This is a genomic window from Cupriavidus alkaliphilus (assembly GCF_014191175.1).
GTDB classification, from domain to species: Bacteria; Pseudomonadota; Gammaproteobacteria; order Burkholderiales; family Burkholderiaceae; genus Cupriavidus; species Cupriavidus alkaliphilus.
The window spans coordinates 610,797-631,263 of the sequence record NZ_JACHWE010000002.1 but is presented as its reverse complement, the minus strand read 5'-3'; the positions used below and the strand labels follow the sequence as shown (position 1 = coordinate 631,263).

The window sequence follows — 20,467 nt, the reverse complement described above, 5'->3', positions numbered from 1 at the left end:
TGGCTGCGAGGCAGCAGGCCGCCCCGGCTCAGCCGTTTTCTGGCCGGCTTTCATGAGGATTCAATGGGTCAGTGCAGGACTGCGGAAGCTGATTCGCGGGCTCCGGTCGCCAGCGCGATGATTTTTTCCTGCATGGCCGCGGCATCGGCACAGCCGGGCACTTCGCCGGCCAGCTCGCCCTCGCGCATCACCAGCACGCGGTCGCACAGGCCAACCACTTCGGGCAGTTCGCTGGAGATCAGCAGCACCGCCACGCCGGAGTGCGCCAGCGCATCGATGAGCCGGTAGATCTCGGCCTTGGCGCCGATATCCACGCCGCGGGTCGGTTCGTCCAGGATCAGCACGCGCGGGCGCGTTTCCAGCAGGCGCGACAGCATCACCTTCTGCTGGTTGCCGCCGGACAGCGCGCCGACATTGACCTGCGGGTGCGCCACGCGGATGCCGAGCGAGCGGATCGCCGCGGCGGTGCGCTGGCGCGCGCTGGCGCGGTTCAGGCGCCCGCCGCGCAGCGCATCGCGCGCGGCCACGATCAGGTTGATGTTCTCGTGCACGCTCTGGTCCAGGAACAGCCCCTGCAGCTTGCGGTCTTCGGTCAGGTAGGCGATGCCGGCATCGATGGCCTGGCGCGGGCCGCTGATCGCCAGCGGCGTGCCGGCCACGAACACCGCGCCGCCGGTGCGCGCGTCGGCGCCGAACACCAGCCGCGCCAGCTCGGTGCGGCCGGCCCCGACCAGTCCCGCCAGCCCCAGCACCTCGCCGGCGCGCAGGTCGAAGCTGCAGCCGCGCACGCGCTGCCCGTCGGACATATTGCGCACCGACAGCAGGATCTCGCCGGGCGCGCGCTCGCCATGGGACTTGGTATAGAAGCCGGACAGGTCGCGCCCGACCATCATCTTGACCAGGGCCGCCTGCGTCAGCGTATCGCGCGTGAGCGTGCCGACCAGGCAGCCGTCGCGCAGCACCGTGACGCGGTCGGCCAGCTCGTCGATCTCAGCCATGCGGTGGCTGATGTAGATGATCGCCAGGCCTTCGGCGCGCAGCTGGCGGATCAGCGCGAACAGGCGGTCGGTCTCGCGCGTGGACAGCGGCGTGGTGGGCTCGTCCATCACCAGGATGCGGGTCTCGAAGTGCACCGCGCGGGCAATCTCCACCAGCTGGCGCTGGGCGATCGACAGTGTGTGTACCGCCGCCTGCGGCGTGAAGTCCGCGCCCAGACGCGCCAGCGTGGCCGCGCAGGCACGCGCCATGGCGGCGCGGTCGACCATGCCGCGATGATGCAGGTGGCGGCCCAGGTAGATGTTCTCGGCCACGCTCAGGTTGGGAGCCAGGCTCAGTTCCTGGTAGATCACGGCCACGCCGTGGGCGCGCGCCGCGGCCGGACCGTCGATGGTTACCGGCTTGCCGGCGATGCGGCACTCCCCGCCGGGATCGGCAATGTAGGCGCCCGACAGGATCTTCATCAGCGTTGACTTGCCCGCGCCGTTTTCGCCCATCAGCGCATGGACCTCGCCGGGGTAGACGGTCAGCGCCATATTGGTGAGCGCCTTCACGCCGGGGAAGGTCTTGGAGATGTTATGCAGCTCGAGCAGCGGCGCAGAGCCGCAGTGGCCCGCATGGCCAACATGCAAGGGCGTTGGCGTCGGCGATGCATGCGGTGCTTCAGACATTGGCATGGCTGGCCTCCGGGACGATGGCCGACGCACCCCGTAGCAACTCGGTGCGCGGCGAGAAGTTCATGAACATCGGCAGCGACGCGGCCCCGACCGCGCCGGCGTTGGCGCCAAAGCAGCCGCGTACCACGGTGGCCGGCGCGCGGGCTTCGGGGGCGCTTTCAGCGAGCGCCTGCTGCAGGCGCGCGATCAGCGTGGCGACCAGGCCGCCGTCGATATCGGCGTCGAAGATCACCAGCGGCACGTCGAGCACCGCCAGGGCGGACTGCAGCGCGGGCGCGAGCGCATCGACGCAGTCCGCCACCCATTCCTCGACCGCCGGGTGCCCCAGTTCGACCTGGCGCTCCAGGTCGGCGTGACCGCTGACCACCACGCCATGGTGGCGCAGGTGGCGGGTCAGGGCGTTGAGCGACGCGCGCGAGATCAGGATGTCGTGGCGCTTGCGCTGGCCCGTCGCCGGCGGCGCAGAGGACAGGGTGCTGCGCGGCACCGGCATCATCGCGATGTCGCCGGCATTGCCGGAAACCCCGCGCACGCAATCGCCGTTGAGCACCACGCCGCCGCCGATGGCGGGGCCCAGGAACACGTACAGGAAATGCTGGGCGTGGTGGCGCCCGTAGAACAGCTCGGCCACCGCGGCGGCGGTGCCATCGTTCTCGCCGAACACCGGCAGGCCGGTGGCGCCGTTGAGCATCGCCGGGAAATCGGCCTCGTCCCAGGCTCGGAAGCTGGCCTGGAACGCATCGTCCTGCACGTCCAGCTCGCGCAGCCAGGCGCCGAGGTTATAGGGCTGCGCCACGCCGATGCCCAGCAGCCGCTTCTGTTCGGCAGGGGTGAGCAGGGCACGCAGCTCGGCGATATCGTGCCGCACCAGCTCGAGCGCCTGGTCCGGGTGCGGCAATACCAGTTGATGGGCGCGGCTGGCCAGGACATGGCCGGCAAAGTCCACCATCGCCACCTCGATGCTGCCCCGGTCCAGCCTCACGCCCAGGCCGAAGGCGCCCTTGGGCTGAAGCCGGATCAGGCTGGCGGGCTGGCCGCGCTGGCCTTCCGTGCGGCGCCCGGACTGCTCGACCAGGCCCTCGTCGGACAACGTCTGGACGATGCTGCCGACGGCCGTATTGGTCAGTTGCGCCATGCGCGCAAGGTCCGCCTTGGAGGCTTCGCCAGCACGGCGCAGCGCCAGCAGCAGCGCGCGTTCGTTGTAGAGGCGCAGGCTGGCGGAATTCACGCCACGCCCCGACTTGGATGCCGTCATGTTGTCTCCGTCCTGTTGGCGAACCACACTGCCACGGCCCGCTCATTAATTAATTCATGCTGAATTAAATGACGGAAGGGCGGAAAACTCAACTACGGGGAAACCCGGGGGCGAACGTTCATACGCAGCCCACCCTGGAGGGGCATGGAGACTGGGCGCGCTATTCGCTACTGCTGATGTGCAGGTTACGCAGCTTGGTTTTCAGCCTGGCGCCGCGTTGACGCCTTTTCCCCGGCATGTTTGCTGCGCCGGGTCGCCCGCAGCACCAGCAGCACCACCGGCAGGATCAACACGCCCTTGATCAGTTCCGGGTCCAGCGGCAGATGGACGGCATGCAGCGCCTTGAGCCCGGTGCCGGCGAGCGACAGCACGTAGTAGGAAATGGCAGCCACGGACAGGCCTTCGACCGCATGCTGCAGCCGCAACTGGTTGCGCGCGGTCTGGTCCATGCCCTCCAGCAGGCGCGTGGTGTCCTGCTCCTGCGCCAGGTTGACGCGCGTGCGAAGCAGGTCGAGCGCGCGTGCCACGCGGCTGGCAAACTGCTCGTGCCGCGCCCACACCGACCTGCATGTCTCCATGGCCGGCGCGAAGCGGCGCTCCATGTATTCGGCGATCGTCGGGATGCCCTCGATCCGTTCTTCCCGCAATTCCTGGATGCGTGCCAGCACCAGCTTCTCGTAGGCACGCGACGCGCTGAAGCGATTGCCGGACTCTGCCAGGGCTTCGATGCGGACGGCCAGGTGCGTCAGTCGTTCCAGCACCGCGGCATCGTGGCGCCCGCCCTGGCTGGTGTCCATGCTGCGCATCAGTGGCGCGAGCGCGCTCTGCAGATGATCGACGCTGCGCCCCAGTTCACGCGCCACCGGCAATGACAACAGCGCCATCATCCGGTACGTCTCGATCTCATATAGCCGCTGCAACAGCCGTCCGCCTTGCACTTCACGAAAGCCATTGTCGATGACAAGGAAGCGCGTAAAGCCGTCAGGGGGAATGGTCCAGTCGCAGAACACCTCACCGCCGCCGAGCACGTGGCTGCCCGCCAGGATAGGGCCATCGATCCACTGCCTCACGTTGTCGCGCGCATGGCTGGCGGCCTCGCCGGAGACCAGTTCCATGCGCAGCGCCACCAGACGCTTGCCGGCGATGCGCTCGAACCATTGCGCCGGGATATGCGAGGTGGCCAGCTCCGAGAAGTAGTCGGTGTCGCTGCGCCGGGCCACGAACGTGAAGGTGGAAAACTCGGTGTGCCGCTCCCACTTCAGTTGCGTGCCATGGGTCCAGCGCGCCGAGTAATGCGTCGCGCCGTCGGCCGGTTGGTCGAGCCCGGTCAGCCTGCACAGGTCGGCCAGCAGGGCGTGGTGGATGTTGGTATCGCCTTCGCCCTCGGCATAGATGGCAAAGTGCGTCAGCGAAGCGGATCCGCCGATGCGCAGGAAGGGGCGGGCATGCAGTTCGCGCGCAAGGCTGTCGCGCAGGGGGTGGTCCAGGATGAGATGCGGCATGGGCGTTTAACGTTTCGGATCAGTATGCCGTGGCCGGACCATTAAGAAAAACGCGTAAAATTGATTTGTTGCTTCAGTTTTACTGATACCAATGAAAGCGCTTGACTTCGATGTGCTGGCGATGATGGTGGCCGTGGCAGATACCGGCAGCATCTCCCGTGCGGCCGAACTCGTGCACCGGTCGCAGTCGGCGGTCAGCATGCAGATCAAGGCGCTTGAGCTCGCTTTGGGCAAGCCGCTGTTCGTGCGCAAGCCGAGGAACTTGCTGCTGACGCCGGAAGGCGAGGTGCTGCTGGGCTTCGCGCGCCGCATGCTGGCCCTGCGCGACGAGGCCTGGGCGGCCGTGGTACGCCCGGATGTGACCGGGCGCGTGGTGCTCGGCATGCCGGATGACTATGCCTCGTCGTTGCTGCCGCCGATCCTGAAGAGATTTTCCGCGACCTACCCCAAGGTCGAAATCCAGGTTATCGGCTTGCCGAGCGTGGCGCTGGCGCCGCTGGTCAAGGACGGAACCGTCGACCTGGCCTGCGCCACGCGCGTGAAAGGATTGTCCGGTGAATTTATCCGGCTGGAACCGATGGTGTGGGCGGCTTCGCCGTCGGCCCGGGAAATCTGGAACGAGCGGCCGCTGCCCATCGCCGTGTTCCAGCCGGGCAGCGTCGCGCGCAACAACGCGATCCGCAGCCTGGAACGAGCCGGGATTGCCTACCGCATGTCCTACGAAAGCCCCAGCCTGCTTGGCCTGCTCAGCATGGTGGAAGCCGGACTGGCGCTGGCGCCGCTGGCGCGTTGCGCAGTGCCAGCGCATTTCACGATCCTTGGCCAGCCACAGGGGTTGCCCGAGCTGGCTGCGCTGGAGCTGTTGCTGGCGCGCAGCGCCAAGTCGAAGCGGCCCCCGTGTGATTTTCTTGCTGAACAGATCTTGTCCGGCTTGCAGCGCCGGAACGGATAACGGCACTTGGGGGCAGTTTCAAGCTTAATCCGCGGGACCGCATGGCAGTGGTCTCGCAAGGCCGTCGTCGGGGGCCATGCCGATCGAAATCCGCAGCCTCAGTCCGCCAGCACCCCCACCTGCCGCAGCGCCGCCCGCGCAATCTCCATCCGCGTCTTGGCATGCTCGGGCCGGAGCAGGTCCAGATTCAGCGCGAACAGGTAGTCGTCATTGCCGCGCTCGACCCAGCCCACCAGCCAGCCCACCGCCGGCTTGGCGGAGGTGGCCCAGCCGGTCTTGGCGTGCAGGGTGTAGTTGGCGGTGCGCTCCAGCACGGTGATGTCGTCCACGGCCTTGAAGGTGGCGGGCGAGAACGGCAGGGTGCGCTGCACCAGGCCCTTCAGGAAATCGATCTGCTGGTAGGCGGTGATCTTCAGCTTGCCGTTCAGCCAGAAGCGGTCCACCGGCCCCGAGCTGTCGGCATTGCCATAGTGCGAGGCGGTCAGGTAGCGCTGGTAGGCCGCGCTGCCGACCCGGCGCGCCAGCGCCTGGTAGGCCGGCACGCACGAGTTGGGCAGGGCCACGCGCAGCGGCACGTCGGCGTTGCAGGTCTCGGGCAGCACGGCCTTGCCGCCCACCAGCCAGACCTTGCCGTCCCATGGCAGCTTGTCGTGGTCGACGTCGGCCACCGCGCCGGTTTCAAGGCCGATCAGGGAATTCATGATCTTGAAGGTCGATGCCGGCGAATACGGCGTGGCGGCGCGCGACGGGTTGTAGGTCAGCATGCGGTCGCGCCGCAGGTCGTAGATCACCATGGTGCCGGTGGTATCGGCCTGGCGGAACAGTGCCGCGGCGTCGAGCGGCGTTTCCTTTGGCGCGGCCAGTGCGGGCAGGTTGGCGGCAAGCAGGCCGAGGCCGAAGGCCACCGGCGTCAGCAGACGGGCAAGATGATTGTTCATGGTTGTGCGTGGGAAGTTAAGGGAATGACAATCCGGGCCCGGACCGTGATGCGCAGCATAGGAGAGCGCTCGCGCAGCGCCAACCGCGTGATCTGTAACTTGCGTAACATGGCGGGCGTTGCCACTGATGCCTGCTGCCAAATCGATGCCCGCGCCTGCCCTGATCCATGTCGATGTGTCGAGTCCCTACCGGGTCGATGGGCAGCCCGCGCGCTACCAGTCGGTGTGGCTGCTCGCACGCGCATGGCATGCGCATCGCAGCGCAGAGGGAGCAGTCACCGCCGCCGCGGTACGCAATGCGTTCCCTACGGCGGCCAACCTGCGCATGCTGGTGTCGCGCGCGTTTGCAGACTTCGCAAGCTGGGGCGTCGTGATGGGGTGGGGCGCGGACCGCGCGCGGGATCCGGCCGCGGCCAACCCGGCGCCGCGCAGCCGCGGGCCGTTCTGGCTGACGGCGGCCAGCGCGCGCCGGCTGCGCTTTTTCGCCAACGGACGCACGCTGGGCCCGGTTGCGCTGGCGCGGCATTTCGGCTTTCCTGCCGGCGCGCATTCCGTGCCGCCGGCGCAGCGCGATGGCACGGGCTACGTGATGCGCGACATGGCCTTCTGGAGCGAACTGACGCAGGCCATGCGCAGCGCGCAGGACGGCCATGCGGGCGCCCACGGCTTCGCCGTGGCCGAGTCCTTCGGCGCGGCGCGCCGGCTTGCCGGCGACGGTTTCCAGCAGGCCTTGTCGCTGCTGAAGGAAAGCCAGGCGTGGCGCCGCTGCGGGCGCCTCGACCAGAGCCGCGCCGCGCTCCGGCGTTTCGACCGGCTGGCACAGGCGGCTGACGCGGGCGCGGCCACGCCGGCGTTCCAGGCCATGGCGCAGGTGGTGCGTGCCTGGGAGCGCTATACGCGCGGCGATGGCGAGGGCGCGCGTGCCGGGCTGGAGCACCTGCACGCCGATGCCGAGCTGCGCCTGGTGGTGCGCTACAACCCGCGCGTGCGCTTCGAGGTGCTGAACCTCGAAGCACTCTTGCACAAGGCCGATGCCATGCGTCCCGGGCATGCGGCCGCGGCGACTGCGGCGCAGCGCGCGCTGGACGCGTTCTCGGGCGCGCTGCAGGCTGCATACGAGGCCGATTCGGTCGATGCCGTGCAGCATGCCGCGGCCAATATCGGGCTGAGCCTGTGGCTGTTCTGGCGCCATGGGCTGATCGACGGCGGGCGCAGCCTTTCCGCCAGCGCCGTGCAGCGGCAGGCGATGCGCTGGCTGGGGCTGTCGGAATGGATCTGCGACCGCTTCGGCGTCGGCGGCGGCACGGCGTGGAATGCGATCTTCCTGCTGCGCATCGCGCGCGGCAGCTGCGGGCCCGATGCGCCGCCGCTGGACCGCCCGGCCAGCGCCAGCGACAGCATGGCCGTGTTCCGCCGCCAGCGCCCGCTTTCAGTGGGCGACGCGGTCGAGGCGCTGCGGCCGTTCCATGCACCGTTCGCGCCGGCCAGGGGCTTCGTGCGCTGGTCGGCCGTGGCCGCCTTCGCGCTGGAAGACCATGACGCCGGCCACGTCAGGCTGGCGCCGCTGCAGCTGGCCAACCTGCTGCTGGAATCGGCCTGGTACCTGACCCATGAACAGGGCGCCACCGCCGCCGCGTGCGCCGCGGTGGAGCGGCTGGCCGGGCAGCTGCCGGCGTTGCGCCCGGCCGAACGGGCCTTCTTCACGGCCGAGGTTCGCGCGCTGCCGCCGGCGCTGCGCGACGCCGCGGCGGAAGCGGCGCGGCGCCACCGCAAGCGTGCCTGACGGCGTTCGCTAACTGCCCGCGGGAACGACGCGGTTGGCGCGCGCCAGCTCGCCCGGCGTCATGTTGTAGAGCCGCCGGAAGGCCGCGATAAACGCCGACAGCGACTCATAGCCGCAATCCAGCGCCACCTCGGTCACGGCTTCGCCGCGCTCCAGCCGGGGCACCGCGTCGAGCAGCCGCAGCCGCTGGCGCCAGGCGCGGAAGGTCAGTCCGGTTTCGCGCTGGAACAGCCGCGTCAGGGTCTTGCCCGAGACCGCCAGCCGCGCGCTCCACGCCGCCAGGCTGGTGTCGCGGTCGGCATGGCGCTGCAGGCCATTGCAGACCAGGCGCACGCGCGGATCGGCCGGCAGCGGCAGCATGAATTCCACTTCGGGCGCGGCGCCAAGCTGGTCCATCAGCACGCGCGCCAGGCGTCCGTCGGCGCCGCGCTCATCGTATTCGGCCGGCAGGTGGCTGAAGGTCCGGATCAGCTCGCGCAACAGCGGGCTGACCGTCAGCACGTGGCAACGCGGACGCGCCACCGCGCACACGCTGTTGTCAAGGTAGAGGCTGCGAATGCGCGTGCCGGCCGCGCAGCGCACGCGGTGCGCCACGCCGGCCGGGATCCACACCGCCCATTGCGGTGGCGCGACAAAGCGCCCGCGGTCGGTCCACACCTCCAGCACGCCCTGCAGGGCATAGGCGAACTGGCACCAGGGATGCCGGTGGCGGTAGCCCAGCACGCGGTTGGGCAGGGCTTCGATGTGGCCGTACAGCGGGCGAGGCAGCCGCGCGAGCGCGCGCAGGGCGGGATCATGGGCAGGCATGCGTGGTCCGGTGGTAGTGGTGGGCGATGGCTGGCGGCACGGGCAGCGCCGCGGCCGATGTCCGCTCATGTCCGATTGCCGACAGCGGATGCGACTTTGCCGTTAGCCAGATTGTTTGGCGCAGGCTAACTTGCGCTCGCCCCACAAGACAATCCGGGCAATCCGCTCTACCGCTCGTGCCGGTTGCGTCCGCTCCGGCATGCAACTTCGCTGTGTTACCCAGGGAGCCTGCGATGCACCGCACAAGATTCTTCACCACTCTGCGCCTGGCCGGCATGTGGTCGGCACTGACGCTGGCCGCCGCGCCGGCATGGGCCGTCGACGAGGCCGGCAAGTACTGCGACACGCCTTCGGCCTGTATCAACCCGATGGCCACCGGCGGCATGGTGACCTCTTCCAACCGCCTGGCGACGCAGGCCGGGCTGCGCGTGCTGGAGCGCGGCGGCAATGCGGTCGATGCCGCCATCGCGGTGGCGTCGACCATCGCGGTGGTGTACCCGCACATGAACTCCATCGGCGGCGACGCCTTCTGGCTGATCTACAACGCCCGCACGCGCGAGGTGCGCGCGCTCAATGCCAGCGGGCGCGCCGGCGAACGCGCGACCATCGCGCTTTACCGGGACAAGGGGCTCGACCGGGTTCCCGCGCGCGGCTACCTGTCGGCGATCACGGTGCCCGGTACCGTCGCTGGCTGGGAAGCGGCATATCAGTACGCGCGCCAGGGCATGGGCCGCAGCCTGCCCTGGCCGGAGTTGATGGCCGATGCCATCCGGCATGCCGAGGGCGGATTCCCGGTGTCGGCGTCGCTGGCGTCGTGGAGCCGCATCAATCTCGACCCGGCCGACACCGAATTCCGGGCCTTGCAGCGCTTCGACGGCTTTCGCCAGACCTTCCTGAAGCCGGACGGATCGGCCTACCGGATGGGCGAAACGCTGCGCCAGCCGGATCTGGCCGGCACGCTGCGGCAGATTGCGTCAGGTGGCGCCGCCGCGTTCTACCAGGGCGAGATTGCGCGCAAGATCGTGGCCGACCTGCAGGCGCACGGCGGCGTGCTGACCCAGGCGGACTTTGCGCGCCACCGCGCCGACTGGGTCCAGCCGATCTCGGTGAACTACCGCGGCTACCAGGCCATCAACGTTCCGCCCAACACGCAAGGCTTCGCCTCGCTGGAGATACTGAACATCCTGGACAAGCGCGACGTGCGCGCGTTGGGGGAGGGCACGGCGGATTACTACCACGTGCTGGTGGAGGCGACCAAGCAGGCGTTTGCCGATCGCGACCGCTATCTCGCCGATCCGGACTTCGTGCAGATCCCGCTGCAACGGCTGCTGTCGACGCGGCACGGGCAGGCGCAATCGGCGCGCATCAGCATGCTGCGCGCCGGCGCGGACGTGAAGCCGATGGATCCGCACGGCGATACGGTGTGGTTCGGCACCGCCGACAAGGACGGCAATGTGGTGTCGATGATCCAGAGCGTCTATCACGACTTCGGCTCCGGCATCGTGCCCAGGGGCACCGGCGTGCTGCTGCAGAACCGCGGTGCGTTCTTCTCGCTCGACCCCGCGCATGTGAATCACCTGGCGCCGGGCAAGCGCACCTTCCATACGCTGAACCCAGCGCTGCTGCTGAAGGACGGCAAGCCGTTCCTGGTCTACGGCACCATGGGCGGCGAGGGGCAGCCGCAGACCCAGGCCGCGCTGGTGACGCGCATCGTCGATTTCGGCATGTCGCCGCAGGACGCGGTCAATGCGCCGCGCCTGCTCTACGGGCGCAACTGGGGCGTGTCGTCGAACGACCTCAAGATCGAGGGCCGCGTGCCGGAGGCGGTGACCGCCGAACTGGCGCGGCGCGGGCATCCGGTGAAGCGGGTGCAGGCTTTTACCGACGCCATGGGCCATGCCGGCGCGATCCTGATTGACCCGGTCACCGGCGTGATGTACGGCGCGGCCGATCCACGTGGCGACGGCCTGGCGGCTGGACTGTAGCGGGCCGCAAACGAGAAAAGGGCGACCGTGGTCGCCCTTTCTTTCAATCTCTGGCCGGCTTAGTCGAACAGCTCGTGCCAGATGCTCTTCTTCCGATAGTGCTTCTGCTCGCGCTCGTAGTAGCGGTCCCGGTCACGGTCGCCGTAGCCGCGCTGGTAGCCCTGCTGCGGCGGTGCATTGTGCACCGGTGCCTGCTGCTGCGGCGCTTGCTGCATGGGGGCTTGTTGCGCCGGGGCTGCCGCCGAGCGCTCCAGGATCTTGTCGAGTTCGCCCCGGTCCAGCCAGACGCCGCGGCACTTGGGGCAGTAATCGATCTCGATGCCCTGGCGTTCGGACATCACGAGTTGGGTTTGCGGGCACACCGGACAGTCCATGGGTTCTCCTGTTGCAATGAAAACGGTCCAGTTATGACCGGCCGCGGCGGCGATGGTTCGGTCTGCACGGCGGCCGGAAGTGGCGCGTGCGGCCCATGAAGGGGTTTTGCGCGGGGAATTTGCATGCCAGGCTGCCGTCGAAGGCATATGGCTGCCTCGCATCTCCTTCCCCCTGTGCTTGCGTGGGTCCGCCGGCTGGCATGGCTGGCGCTGTGGATCGGCCTGGCCTGGCTGGCCTGGCCCTGGCTGCAGCCGCCGCTGGAGCGCGCCATCTACGCGGCCCGCCTGTCCGCCCGGCCCGCGCCGGCGGCGCTGCCGGTCCCGGTCGCCGGCGTGGCGTCCCGGGCGCTGCGCGATACCTGGCACGGCGCGCGCTCCGGCGGGCGCAAGCATGAGGGCATCGACATCTTCGCGCCGCGCGGCCGCGAAGTGGTGTCGGCCACCGAAGGCATCGTCACGCGCGTCGGCACCAACCGACTGGGTGGAAACGTGGTGTGGGTGATGGGGCCGGGGCGGCAGATGCACTACTACGCCCACCTGGACCGGTATGCCGGCGTGCGCGCCGGCGACATCATCGCCGCCGGCACCGTGCTGGGGTATGTGGGGACGACCGGCAATGCGCGGGGCACGCCGCCGCACCTGCACTACGGCATCTATACCGCGCGCGGGGCGATCAATCCTTATCCGCTGCTCAGGCCGACTGGGCCCGTCGGCGCGCGCTAGCGCCGGCGGGGATTGCGGTTCAGGCGGCCTCGCCGACCGTGCCGTGTCCGTCTTCCTCGGCCGCGGCTTCTTCCTTCCCGCCGGGCAGCAGCAGGTTCAGGATCACCGCCGACAGCGAGCCCACCGTAATGCCGGAGCCGAACACCTCGTGGACAAAGGCGGGCAGCTTGGCCAGCAGTTCCGGACGGAAGGTCACGGCCAGGCCGCAGCCGATCGACACCGCCACGATCAGGGTATTGCGCTGCGTGAAGCGGACCGTGCTGAGCATCTGGATCCCGCCCGAGACGATCATCGCGAACATCATCAGGCCAGCACCGCCGAGCACCGGCTGCGGAATCGTCACCACCAGCGCGCCCAGCACCGGAAACAGCCCGGCCAGCAGCAGCATCACGCCGGTCAGCGCCACCACATGGCGGCTGGCCACGCCGGTCAGCGACACCACGCCGACGTTCTGCGCAAAGGTGGACAGCGGCGGGCTGCACACCAGCGCCGCGAAGGCCGAGCCAAAGCCGTCGCACAGGATGCCGCGCGACAGGCATTTGCCGGACACCGGACGTTGCGTGGCCGAGCCCAGCGCCATGAAGGTGCCGGTCGACTCGACGATGGTGACCAGGAAGGCGATCGACATGGCGACGATGCCGGAGACCGGGAACGACATGCCGAAGTGCAGCGGCTGCGGCACGGCGAACACCGGTGCCTGGTGGAACTGGGTGAAGTCGACCAGCCCCAGCGCCAGGCACAGCAGGTAGCCGCCGGCAATGCCGACCACGATGGCCGAGGCCGACAGCATGCCCTTGTCCCACTGCACCACCGCCACCACCAGCGCCAGCACGGCGACGGCAATCGCCAGGTTGCCGGGGGCGCCGTAGCGGCTGCTGCCCTGGCCGCCGGCGGCCCAGTCGATCGCCACCGGGATCAGCGACAGGCCGATCATGGTCACGACCACGCTGGTGACGGTATGCGGGAACAGCTTGCGGATCGCCGGCATGAAGAAGCTGCCCAGGATCATCACCAGCGAGCCCGCCAGCGCCGACCCGAGGATGCCGGCCACGCCGTGCTCGACGCCCACGCTGATGGCCGCGCCGACGAAGGCAAAGCTGGTGCCCATCACGCACGGCATGCGGATGCCGACCGGGCCCACGCCCTTGCACTGGATGATGGTGACGATGCCCGAGCCCAGCAGGGCCGCATTGACCAGCGCCACTACCTGGTCGGAGGGCAGGCGCAGCGCGCCGCCGATCACCAGCGGCACCGCGATGATGCCGCCCAGCGCGGCCAGCAGATGCTGGAGCGCCAGCAAGAACGTCGTCAGCCGTGGGGGGCGGTCTTCCACCTGGAATAGCAAGGGCGCCATTCGAGTCTCCTGTCGTCTGCCCGGATGTTCCGGGCTGTCTTGTTCTTCTGGCGCCGGGCGGGGAACCCGGCGCCCTCGTGCACGCTCGCGGGCCAGGTGCGGCAACTCCGCGAGCGAGGCGGGCAGGACCTGCATCCCGCCTCAACAGGCGTGCAAGAATAACAGGGATCAGCGAACCTTGATACAAAGATTGCATACAATTTGTATCAACTCCCATGCGCCGGAAGACAAGGCGGAGGCCGTGGAAGCCGCCCGCATGGCGGCTTTCAGGCTTAGCGGCGCTGTGCCAGCGCCTTCTGGATCGCCGCTTCGGTTTCGGCGTACTGGCCTTCGCCGAAGTGTTTGTAGACCACGTTGCCGTTGGCATCGACCAGGTACAGCGCCGGCCAGTACTGGTTGCGCCAGGCATTCCAGGTGGCATAGGCGTTGTCCTGCGCTACCGGGTAGCGGATGTCGAAGCGCTTGAGCGCGGCCTGGACGTTGCTGGTGGAGCGCTCGAACGCATACTCCGGCGTGTGCACGCCAACCACGACCAGGCCCTGGTCGCGGTATTTGTCGTACCACTTGCGCACATGGGGCAGGGTGTTGATGCAGTTGATGCAGCTGTAGGTCCAGAAGTCGACCAGCACCACCTTGCCGCGCAGGCCGGCAAGGGTCAGCGGTTCGGAGTTCAGCCACTTGCCGATACCGGTGAACTCGGGCGCCGCGCCGTAATTGGCGGGCGCGGCGGCGGCGGGCTGGATCGCCAGGGGGGCGGCGGCAAAGGCGGCTGCGGCAAACAGGGTGCGAAGGATGCGGGGCATGGTTCAGGCTCCAGGTTGGGTTGCGGGGAAAAGCGAGGTCAGCCAGGCGACGGCAAGGGTGTCGTACTGGAAGTACATGGCGATGGCAGTGGCCACCACCAGTACGCCGAAGGCTTGCTGCAGCCGTGGCGTATGGCGTGCCAGCCGGCGTACATGGGTGGTGGCGAACTGGCCGCCGTAGGCGATGCCCAGCATCGGCACGGCGGCGCCGGCGGCAAACAGGGCCAGCAGGCCGGCGGCGCGGTGCAGGTCCTGCGCCTTGGCCACCAGCGCCAGGATCGAGGCCAGCACCGGGCCCGCGCAGGGCGTCCATACCGCGCCCAGCGTCATGCCCAGCACAAAGCCGCCGGCCAGGCCGTTGCCGGCGCGGCTGCCAGCGCCGGCGGCGCGGTCGGTGAGCGCGGCGAACGGCGCGGCCAACGGTGCCGTGAGGCGGGCGAAGCCGGCCGGCCACAGCCGCGCCAGCCCGGCGGCGAAAAGGATGGCGATGGCCACGTTGCGGATCACGCCCGGGGCGTCGCTGAAGGCGCTGGTGAGCGCGCCGAAGACAATGCCCAGGGCGGAAAAGGCGGAGACGAAACCCAGTGCGATCGCCAGCGGGCGCAGGCGGCTGGTTTCGCCCAGCGAAGCACCCAGCAGCATGGGCAGCACGGGCAGCACGCACGGCGACGCAATCGTCAGCACGCCGGCGGCAAAGGCAAGGTAGGCATCGATCATGGCGGTGGACTCCGGGATTGGCGATGACTGCATTGCACCGTCCCGGCGTATCGGCGTTGTTTCCGCATCCGGCCCGCTGTGCAATGTTTCTTGTCCGGACCCGAGCCGGATACACAGCGATACAAAGAGCGCCGCCAGCGCCGCATAATGGCGGCACCGGGCCACGCGACGGCCATCCTTGCCGGCGCCGGCCGCCCCCCTTTTTTTCTTTCTTTGATTCCGGGACCCGCCATGACCCCGCAGGACCATATCCTTATCGTCGACGACGACCGCGAAATCCGCGAACTGGTTGCCGCCTACCTCGAGCGCAGCGGCATGCGCGTGTCCCTGGCCGCCAACGGGCGCGAGATGCGCGCGGCGCTGGACAAGGGCTCGGTCGACCTGGTGGTGCTGGACCTGATGCTGCCCGGCGAAGACGGGCTGGCGCTGTGCCGCGACCTGCGCGCGGGCGAGCGGCGCAACCTGCCGGTGCTGATGCTGACCGCGCGCAACGAGGAGGCCGACCGCATCCTGGGGCTGGAGATGGGCGCTGACGACTACCTGGTCAAGCCCTTTGCCGCGCGCGAACTGCTGGCGCGGATCCGCTCGGTGCTGCGGCGCACGCGCATGCTGCCGCCCAACCTGCAGGTCACCGAAGCCGCCAGCGTGCTGGCGTTCGGGCCCTGGCGGCTGGACACCGACGCCCGCCACCTGATCGACGAGCAGGACGTGATCGTCGCGCTCAGCGGCGCGGAATACCGCCTGCTGCGTGTCTTCGTCGACCACCCGCAGCGCGTGCTTACGCGCGACCAGTTGCTGAACCTGACCCAGGGCCGCGACGCCGAGCTGTTCGAGCGCTCGATCGACCTGCTGGTAAGCCGCCTGCGCCAGCGCCTGCGCGACGACGCGCGCGAGCCGCGCTACATCAAGACCGTGCGCAACGGCGGCTATGTCTTCAGCGCCACCGTCGAAATCCGCGAGGAGCGCTCATGAGCGGGGGCACGCGCAAGGGGCTGGCATGGCCGCGCACGCTGTTCGCACGGCTGATGGTGATTTTGCTGGTCGGGCTGGTGCTGGCGCAGAGCCTGTCGTACAGCCTGGTGATGATGGAGCGCAAGAGCGCGGCCGACCGGCTGATGCTGGGCAACCTGGAGCGCGACGTGGCCAGCTCGGTGGCGATGCTCGACATGCTGCCGCCCGACCAGCGCTCGGCCTGGCTGGAGCGGGTGCGGCGCGAGAACTACAGCTACCGCCTCGATGCCGGCACGCCGGGCGAGCCGCCGCGCGCCCCGCTGGCGCGCCGGGCCGTCGACACCATTGCCGAGGCGCTGCAGGGCCGCTATCCGGTCTCGGCCAGCAGCCAGCCGGGCGGCGGTTTCCAGGTACACCTGCAGCTGCATGACGGCAGCCCGCTGACGATCGACGTGCAGCCCAAGCGTTCGCTGGTCTCGCCGTGGCTGCTGGCGATGCTGGCGGCGCAGCTGGCGCTGCTGGTGGCCTGTGCCTGGCTGGCGGTGCGCGTGGTCACGCGTCCGCTCAGCCAGCTGGCCAGCGCCGCCGAGAACCTGGGGCCGGACCTGAAGGCGCAGCGCGTGCCCGAAACCGGGCCGACCGAGGTAGCCCATGCCGCCGCCGCCTTCAACGCCATGCAGGCACGCATCGCCGGCTACCTGGATGAGCGCATGCAGATCCTGGCGGCGATCTCGCACGACCTGCAGACGCCGATCACGCGCATGCGCCTGCGCGTGGACCTGATGGAGGCATCCCCCACCCAGGAGAAGCTCTACCACGACCTGCGCGAGATGGAGCACCTGGTGCGCGAAGGCGTGGCCTATGCGCGCACCCTACAGGGCGGCACCGAGACCCCGGCCCGCATCGATCCCGATGCACTGCTCGACAGCCTGGCCGGCGATTACCTCGACGCCGGCCATACCATTGCCGTCGAAGGCTATGCCGGCGCGCCGCTGCTGACGCGTCCGCAGGCGCTGCGGCGCATCCTGACCAACCTGATCGACAACGCGCTGAAGTTCGGCGCCGAGGTCACGCTGGCGGTGGCGCGGCAGGACGATGGCTGGCTGCAGATCGCCGTGCAGGACCGCGGACCGGGTATTCCGGAGGCGGAACTGGAGCGCGTGATGCAGCCGTACTACCGTCTCGAAACCTCGCGCAACCGCGGCACCGGCGGCACCGGCCTGGGGCTGGCGATCGCGCAGCAGCTGACGCAGGCCCTGGGCGGCACGCTGCAACTGGCCAATCGCGAAGGCGGCGGCCTGCAGGCCACGCTGCGCCTGCCCGCCTGATAGCGAGTTTTTTTTCGCCCCTCTCCTGCCGGCGGGAGAGGGGCGGGGGAGAGAGTCGGCGCCCCCGCGAAGTCAGTCCCCCGGATTTTCCACACACCGTCCTCGTGGCGGCCCAATCCCCCGAATCCGTTAACCAAAAATCCCATCCTATCCCCTGATCGGGGGATAAATGCCGCCTGGCCTATTTGGGTTATGTCATAAAAATCATAATCAATTATCACTAGCGTGATGGGTATGGCTGGATAGATTTATTGGAGTAAATCAGTGGGAATCTGTTGAATTTTCATAGCCCAAAAAGGCGGCGCATGGATTTCCTTGAAAGCCTTGCCTGTGCTGGGATATTGGCTGGATCGCATGCCGGGGCAGGCTACGTATTCTGCGATCGCCTCCAGATACCTCGGGCGCGACATCGACCAATTAGTGATTGAATTCATTTATCCGGTCGCCCATCCGTTTGCGAAAATTAACAATCTCATCGCGGAACCCTCCCTACAATCGCCTTCGCATTGCGGCAACGCAGCCCGATTTATCGGCCCCTGCGGTTGCACGACGCCATTCCCGCTGCGAATGGCCATCCGGCGCAGTTCCTCGGTGCCGCGCCGGATCCCGTAGGCCTGTTCTGCCGGTTTTCGCTCCCGGCCAGGCCCGGTCGGGTTCCGTGTCCTCGTGCCGCATTGCGATAAGCCGATAACGGACCTCAAGCACACGTGCGCCTGCGCCATCGGCGCGTGGCGCAAGCTTGGGCAAAACAGAGACAGGCTGCGGATCCCATGGATTCACTGATGAAGCGCCGTGAGCGTGCCCGCGACGGGACGCTGCGGCGGCAGGGGGGGCGCCGGCGCGCACCGGCAAGGCCGGGTACCGGACTCACCACCGGACTGACCACCGGCCTCGCTGCGGGGCTGGCGGCAATGTGCTGGCTGCCGGCACTCGCACATGCAGATTCCGACTATGACGCATTGATCCGGCGCGCCCGTGCCGGCGACTATGGGCCCGCGCTGGCGATGCTGCGCGAGCGCGTGGCGCGCGCCCCGGCGGACCAGCGGGCGGCGTGGGACCGCATCGTCATCGCCAGCTGGGCGGGACGACCGGGCGAAGTGCTCGAAGCCCATGGCCACCTGGACGAGACCCGGGCGCTGCCGCCGGAGGTGCTGGCGGCCGTGGCCGGCGCCTTGCGCGACGAGCGACGCTGGGACGAGGCGCTGGCACGCTATCGCGAGGGCCGGCAACGCTTCCCTGCACAAGCGGTGTTCGCGCTGGGCGAGGTGAAGGTGCTGGCCGACCGCGGCCAGGCCGCCGAGGCGGTGGCGCTGGGGCAGGCGCTGGTGCAGCGCGAGCCCGCCGCTGTCGACAGCCGCCTGGCGCTGGCCTATGCGCAGGCGCGCGCCGGCGAGCCGTACGCGGCCTTGTTCGAGGTCGACCAGGCGTACCTGCGCGCGCCGCAGCGCGCTGAGGTCGTACGCGAATATGTCGGCGCGCTGCAGCGCGCTGGCCTGCCGGAGGCGGCGCTGCGCGTCGCCGGCGAGCATGCTGAACTGTTCGACCAGCGCGCGCGGCTGGAGCTGGAGCTCGATGCCGTGGCCGAGCTGGTGCGCCTGGCCGACCTGCCGACGCGCACCGAGGCCGAGCGCTTTGCCATTGCCGATCGCGCGCTGGCACGCTATGACGCGTTGCTGCCCGCACTGCAGGCGCTGGGGCCGCCAGCCGCGCCGCAACTGCGCCGCGCGCGCATCGACCGCCTCGCCGCGCTGCATGCGCGGGTCCGGATGCAGGAGGTGGCGAGCGAGTACGAGGCACTGCGCGCCGAGGGCGTCGAGGTGCCGGCCTATGCCCTGGGCGATGTCGCCGCCGCCTACCTGTACCTGCGCCAGCCTGAGCAGGCCGCGCCGCTGTTCCGCCAGGTTCGCGACGCCTTCCCGCAGGGCCTGGATGCCGAGGCCCGGCTCAAGGCCCAGACCGGCCTCTACTACGCGCACGCCGAGGCCGAGGCCTTCGATCCCGCCGCGCAGGCCGTGGCGCAGGCCAGCGCCGAGCAGCCGCGCTGGCGCTGGGTGCGCGGCCAGCCCATGCGCCAGCCCAACGACCTGTGGCTGCAGGCCGAGCAGACCGCCAGCCGCGCCGAACTGCAGGCCGACGCCACCGGGTCGGCACAGCAGAAGCTGGAAGAACTCGTGCGCAAGGCGCCCGGCCATTCCGGCCTGCGCGCCGCGCTGGCTGACGTCTACCGCGCCCGCGGCTGGCCGCGCGCGGCCGAGGGCGAGCTGAAGCTGGCCGAGACCCAGACCCCGCGCAGCCTCGCGGTGGAGGTGCAGCAGGGGCACGCGGCGCTCGATCTGCAGGAATGGCGCCAGGCCGAGCTGTTGCGCGACGACACCCTGGCGCGCTTCCCCGAAGACCTCACCGCGCGGCGCCTCGACCGCGAGTGGCAGGTCCACAACAAGGCCGAGCTGCGCATCGAAGGCTACCGCGGGCTGGCCAATGACAGCGCCGTGGTCGGCAACGGCAACTTCGGCATCGAAGCGGCGCTGTACACGCCGCCGATCAACTATGACTGGCGCGCCTTCGGCGGCATCGGCTATGCCACCGGCCGCTTCGACGAGGGCCGCGTCGATTACCGCTGGGCGCGCGCCGGCGCGCAATGGCGCGTGCGCGACCTGACCGTCGAGGGCGAGCTGTCGCTGCATGGCTATGGCCAGGGCGCACGCCAGGGCGGCCGCATCGCCGCCGACTACGACATCGACGACCGCTGGCGCGTGGGCGCCTCGGCGGCGCTGCGCTCGACCGGCACGCCGCTGCAGGCGCTCAAGCACGGCATCTATGCCGACACCGTGCAGGCCTACGCGCGCTGGCGCCGCAGCGAAGCCAGCGAATGGATGCTGACCGTGGCGCCGTCGCGCTTCAGCGACGGCAATGACCGGCTCGAAGCGGGCGTGTCCGGCGTGCAGCGCTTCTATACCGCGCCGCACCTGAAGGCCGACCTGCTGGTCGACCTGTGGGCGTCGCGCAACAGCCGCGCCGACACGCCGTACTACAACCCGCGCTCGGACCTGACCGTGCTGCCGTCGGTGCGCCTGACGCACACGCTGTACCGGCGCTACGAGACCGTCTGGGAGCAGCAGTTCCTGGCCGGCACCGGTGCCTACAGCCAGCGCGGCTTCGGCACCGGCGCGATCCTGCTGCTGGGCTACGGCCAGCGCTGGCGCACCAACGACGTGTTCGAAGTCGGCGCCACCGTGACCGGCACCAGCCGCCCCTATGACGGCCAGCGCGAGCGCGAACTGCGCATCGTCTTTGACCTGACCTACCGCTTCTGAACAGGAAT

At 69.3% G+C, this 20,467-nt stretch carries 17 protein-coding genes; 8 read left to right on the top strand and 9 right to left on the bottom strand.

Annotated features, from left to right (window positions below):
- Nucleotides 1-68: 68 nt before the first annotated feature.
- From FHX60_RS09300 to FHX60_RS09290, 3 genes are all read right to left on the bottom strand, one after another.
- Nucleotides 69-1,673, bottom strand: a complete 1,605-nt coding sequence (locus FHX60_RS09300) for a sugar ABC transporter ATP-binding protein (RefSeq protein ID WP_375790531.1) — start codon at nt 1,671-1,673, stop codon at nt 69-71.
- Nucleotides 1,660-2,928 (bottom strand): ROK family protein, encoded by a 1,269-nt coding sequence (locus tag FHX60_RS09295; RefSeq protein ID WP_183283159.1) that lies wholly within the window; start codon nt 2,926-2,928, stop codon nt 1,660-1,662. The genes FHX60_RS09300 and FHX60_RS09295 overlap by 14 nt, the downstream gene beginning before the upstream one ends.
- Nucleotides 2,929-3,113: 185 nt before the next feature.
- Nucleotides 3,114-4,430, bottom strand: coding sequence for a DUF3422 family protein (locus FHX60_RS09290; RefSeq protein ID WP_183283158.1), 1,317 nt, complete (start codon nt 4,428-4,430; stop codon nt 3,114-3,116).
- 91 nt (nt 4,431-4,521) lie between these two features.
- Between FHX60_RS09290 and FHX60_RS09285 the strand changes: the two genes are divergently transcribed.
- Nucleotides 4,522-5,382 (top strand): LysR substrate-binding domain-containing protein, encoded by an 861-nt coding sequence (locus FHX60_RS09285; protein WP_183283157.1) that lies wholly within the window; start codon nt 4,522-4,524, stop codon nt 5,380-5,382.
- Between the two features lie 98 nt (nt 5,383-5,480).
- Here the strand turns inward: FHX60_RS09285 and blaOXA are convergent, their stop codons facing one another.
- Nucleotides 5,481-6,320 carry an OXA-1206 family carbapenem-hydrolyzing class D beta-lactamase gene (blaOXA, locus tag FHX60_RS09280; protein WP_183283156.1) on the bottom strand — a complete coding sequence of 280 codons (840 nt, stop codon included), beginning with the start codon at nt 6,318-6,320 and terminating at the stop codon, nt 5,481-5,483.
- Nucleotides 6,321-6,465: 145 nt separating this feature from the next.
- On the opposite strand from blaOXA, the gene FHX60_RS09275 reads away from it, so the two are divergent.
- Nucleotides 6,466-8,103 (top strand): hypothetical protein, encoded by a 1,638-nt coding sequence (locus FHX60_RS09275; protein ID WP_183283433.1) that lies wholly within the window; start codon nt 6,466-6,468, stop codon nt 8,101-8,103.
- Between the two features lie 9 nt (nt 8,104-8,112).
- On the opposite strand, the gene FHX60_RS09270 is transcribed toward FHX60_RS09275, so the two are convergent.
- Entirely contained in the window at nt 8,113-8,910 is a 798-nt protein-coding gene (locus tag FHX60_RS09270; protein ID WP_183283155.1) for an AraC family transcriptional regulator, read from the bottom strand.
- Nucleotides 8,911-9,278: 368 nt separating this feature from the next.
- Between FHX60_RS09270 and ggt the strand changes: the two genes are divergently transcribed.
- A complete protein-coding gene (gene ggt, locus FHX60_RS09265; RefSeq protein ID WP_183283432.1) occupies nt 9,279-10,895 on the top strand; it encodes a gamma-glutamyltransferase in 1,617 nt (538 codons plus the stop codon).
- 59 nt (nt 10,896-10,954) lie between these two features.
- On the opposite strand, the gene FHX60_RS09260 is transcribed toward ggt, so the two are convergent.
- Nucleotides 10,955-11,269, bottom strand: coding sequence for a TFIIB-type zinc ribbon-containing protein (locus FHX60_RS09260; RefSeq protein ID WP_092315853.1), 315 nt, complete (start codon nt 11,267-11,269; stop codon nt 10,955-10,957).
- 147 nt (nt 11,270-11,416) lie between these two features.
- On the opposite strand from FHX60_RS09260, the gene FHX60_RS09255 reads away from it, so the two are divergent.
- The gene (locus FHX60_RS09255) at nt 11,417-11,992 is read left to right on the top strand and encodes a M23 family metallopeptidase (protein ID WP_112776630.1); all 576 of its coding nucleotides are present in this window, start codon (nt 11,417-11,419) and stop codon (nt 11,990-11,992) included.
- Nucleotides 11,993-12,011: 19 nt separating this feature from the next.
- On the opposite strand, the gene FHX60_RS09250 is transcribed toward FHX60_RS09255, so the two are convergent.
- The 3 genes from FHX60_RS09250 to FHX60_RS09240 form a co-directional block, all read right to left on the bottom strand.
- A complete protein-coding gene (locus tag FHX60_RS09250) occupies nt 12,012-13,346 on the bottom strand; it encodes a nucleobase:cation symporter-2 family protein (RefSeq protein WP_183283154.1) in 1,335 nt (444 codons plus the stop codon).
- Between the two features lie 272 nt (nt 13,347-13,618).
- Nucleotides 13,619-14,149, bottom strand: coding sequence for a thioredoxin family protein (locus FHX60_RS09245; protein WP_183283153.1), 531 nt, complete (start codon nt 14,147-14,149; stop codon nt 13,619-13,621).
- Nucleotides 14,150-14,152: 3 nt separating this feature from the next.
- Nucleotides 14,153-14,866, bottom strand: a complete 714-nt coding sequence (locus FHX60_RS09240; protein WP_092315861.1) for a cytochrome c biogenesis CcdA family protein — start codon at nt 14,864-14,866, stop codon at nt 14,153-14,155.
- A 231-nt stretch (nt 14,867-15,097) separates the two neighbouring features.
- On the opposite strand from FHX60_RS09240, the gene FHX60_RS09235 reads away from it, so the two are divergent.
- The 4 genes from FHX60_RS09235 to pgaA all read left to right on the top strand — a co-directional run bounded on the left by FHX60_RS09235 (nt 15,098) and on the right by pgaA (nt 20,459).
- On the top strand, nt 15,098-15,838 hold the full coding sequence (locus FHX60_RS09235) for a response regulator (protein WP_092315863.1): 741 nt from the start codon (nt 15,098-15,100) through the stop codon (nt 15,836-15,838).
- Nucleotides 15,835-17,145: a sensor histidine kinase gene (locus FHX60_RS09230; protein ID WP_183283152.1), complete on the top strand. Its 1,311-nt coding sequence runs from the start codon at nt 15,835-15,837 to the stop codon at nt 17,143-17,145. The genes FHX60_RS09235 and FHX60_RS09230 overlap by 4 nt, the downstream gene beginning before the upstream one ends.
- 315 nt (nt 17,146-17,460) lie before the next feature.
- Nucleotides 17,461-17,757, top strand: a complete 297-nt coding sequence (locus tag FHX60_RS09225) for a hypothetical protein (RefSeq protein WP_183283151.1) — start codon at nt 17,461-17,463, stop codon at nt 17,755-17,757.
- 170 nt (nt 17,758-17,927) lie between these two features.
- Nucleotides 17,928-20,459: a poly-beta-1,6 N-acetyl-D-glucosamine export porin PgaA gene (pgaA, locus tag FHX60_RS09220; RefSeq protein ID WP_260163805.1), complete on the top strand. Its 2,532-nt coding sequence runs from the start codon at nt 17,928-17,930 to the stop codon at nt 20,457-20,459.
- Nucleotides 20,460-20,467 lie beyond the last annotated feature (8 nt).

What these genes read in the sequence shown, in the direction of transcription:
- FHX60_RS09300 (WP_375790531.1), bottom strand. Translation starts at nt 1,673, where the DNA reads ATGCCAATGTCTGAAGCACCGCATGCATCGCCGACGCCAACGCCCTTG.
- FHX60_RS09295 (WP_183283159.1), bottom strand. Translation starts at nt 2,928, where the DNA reads ATGACGGCATCCAAGTCGGGGCGTGGCGTGAATTCCGCCAGCCTGCGC.
- FHX60_RS09290 (WP_183283158.1), bottom strand. Translation starts at nt 4,430, where the DNA reads ATGCCGCATCTCATCCTGGACCACCCCCTGCGCGACAGCCTTGCGCGC.
- FHX60_RS09285 (WP_183283157.1), top strand. Translation starts at nt 4,522, where the DNA reads ATGAAAGCGCTTGACTTCGATGTGCTGGCGATGATGGTGGCCGTGGCA.
- blaOXA (WP_183283156.1), bottom strand. Translation starts at nt 6,320, where the DNA reads ATGAACAATCATCTTGCCCGTCTGCTGACGCCGGTGGCCTTCGGCCTC.
- FHX60_RS09275 (WP_183283433.1), top strand. Translation starts at nt 6,466, where the DNA reads ATGCCCGCGCCTGCCCTGATCCATGTCGATGTGTCGAGTCCCTACCGG.
- FHX60_RS09270 (WP_183283155.1), bottom strand. Translation starts at nt 8,910, where the DNA reads ATGCCTGCCCATGATCCCGCCCTGCGCGCGCTCGCGCGGCTGCCTCGC.
- ggt (WP_183283432.1), top strand. Translation starts at nt 9,279, where the DNA reads ATGGCCACCGGCGGCATGGTGACCTCTTCCAACCGCCTGGCGACGCAG.
- FHX60_RS09260 (WP_092315853.1), bottom strand. Translation starts at nt 11,269, where the DNA reads ATGGACTGTCCGGTGTGCCCGCAAACCCAACTCGTGATGTCCGAACGC.
- FHX60_RS09255 (WP_112776630.1), top strand. Translation starts at nt 11,417, where the DNA reads ATGGCTGCCTCGCATCTCCTTCCCCCTGTGCTTGCGTGGGTCCGCCGG.
- FHX60_RS09250 (WP_183283154.1), bottom strand. Translation starts at nt 13,346, where the DNA reads ATGGCGCCCTTGCTATTCCAGGTGGAAGACCGCCCCCCACGGCTGACG.
- FHX60_RS09245 (WP_183283153.1), bottom strand. Translation starts at nt 14,149, where the DNA reads ATGCCCCGCATCCTTCGCACCCTGTTTGCCGCAGCCGCCTTTGCCGCC.
- FHX60_RS09240 (WP_092315861.1), bottom strand. Translation starts at nt 14,866, where the DNA reads ATGATCGATGCCTACCTTGCCTTTGCCGCCGGCGTGCTGACGATTGCG.
- FHX60_RS09235 (WP_092315863.1), top strand. Translation starts at nt 15,098, where the DNA reads ATGACCCCGCAGGACCATATCCTTATCGTCGACGACGACCGCGAAATC.
- FHX60_RS09230 (WP_183283152.1), top strand. Translation starts at nt 15,835, where the DNA reads ATGAGCGGGGGCACGCGCAAGGGGCTGGCATGGCCGCGCACGCTGTTC.
- pgaA (WP_260163805.1), top strand. Translation starts at nt 17,928, where the DNA reads ATGAAGCGCCGTGAGCGTGCCCGCGACGGGACGCTGCGGCGGCAGGGG.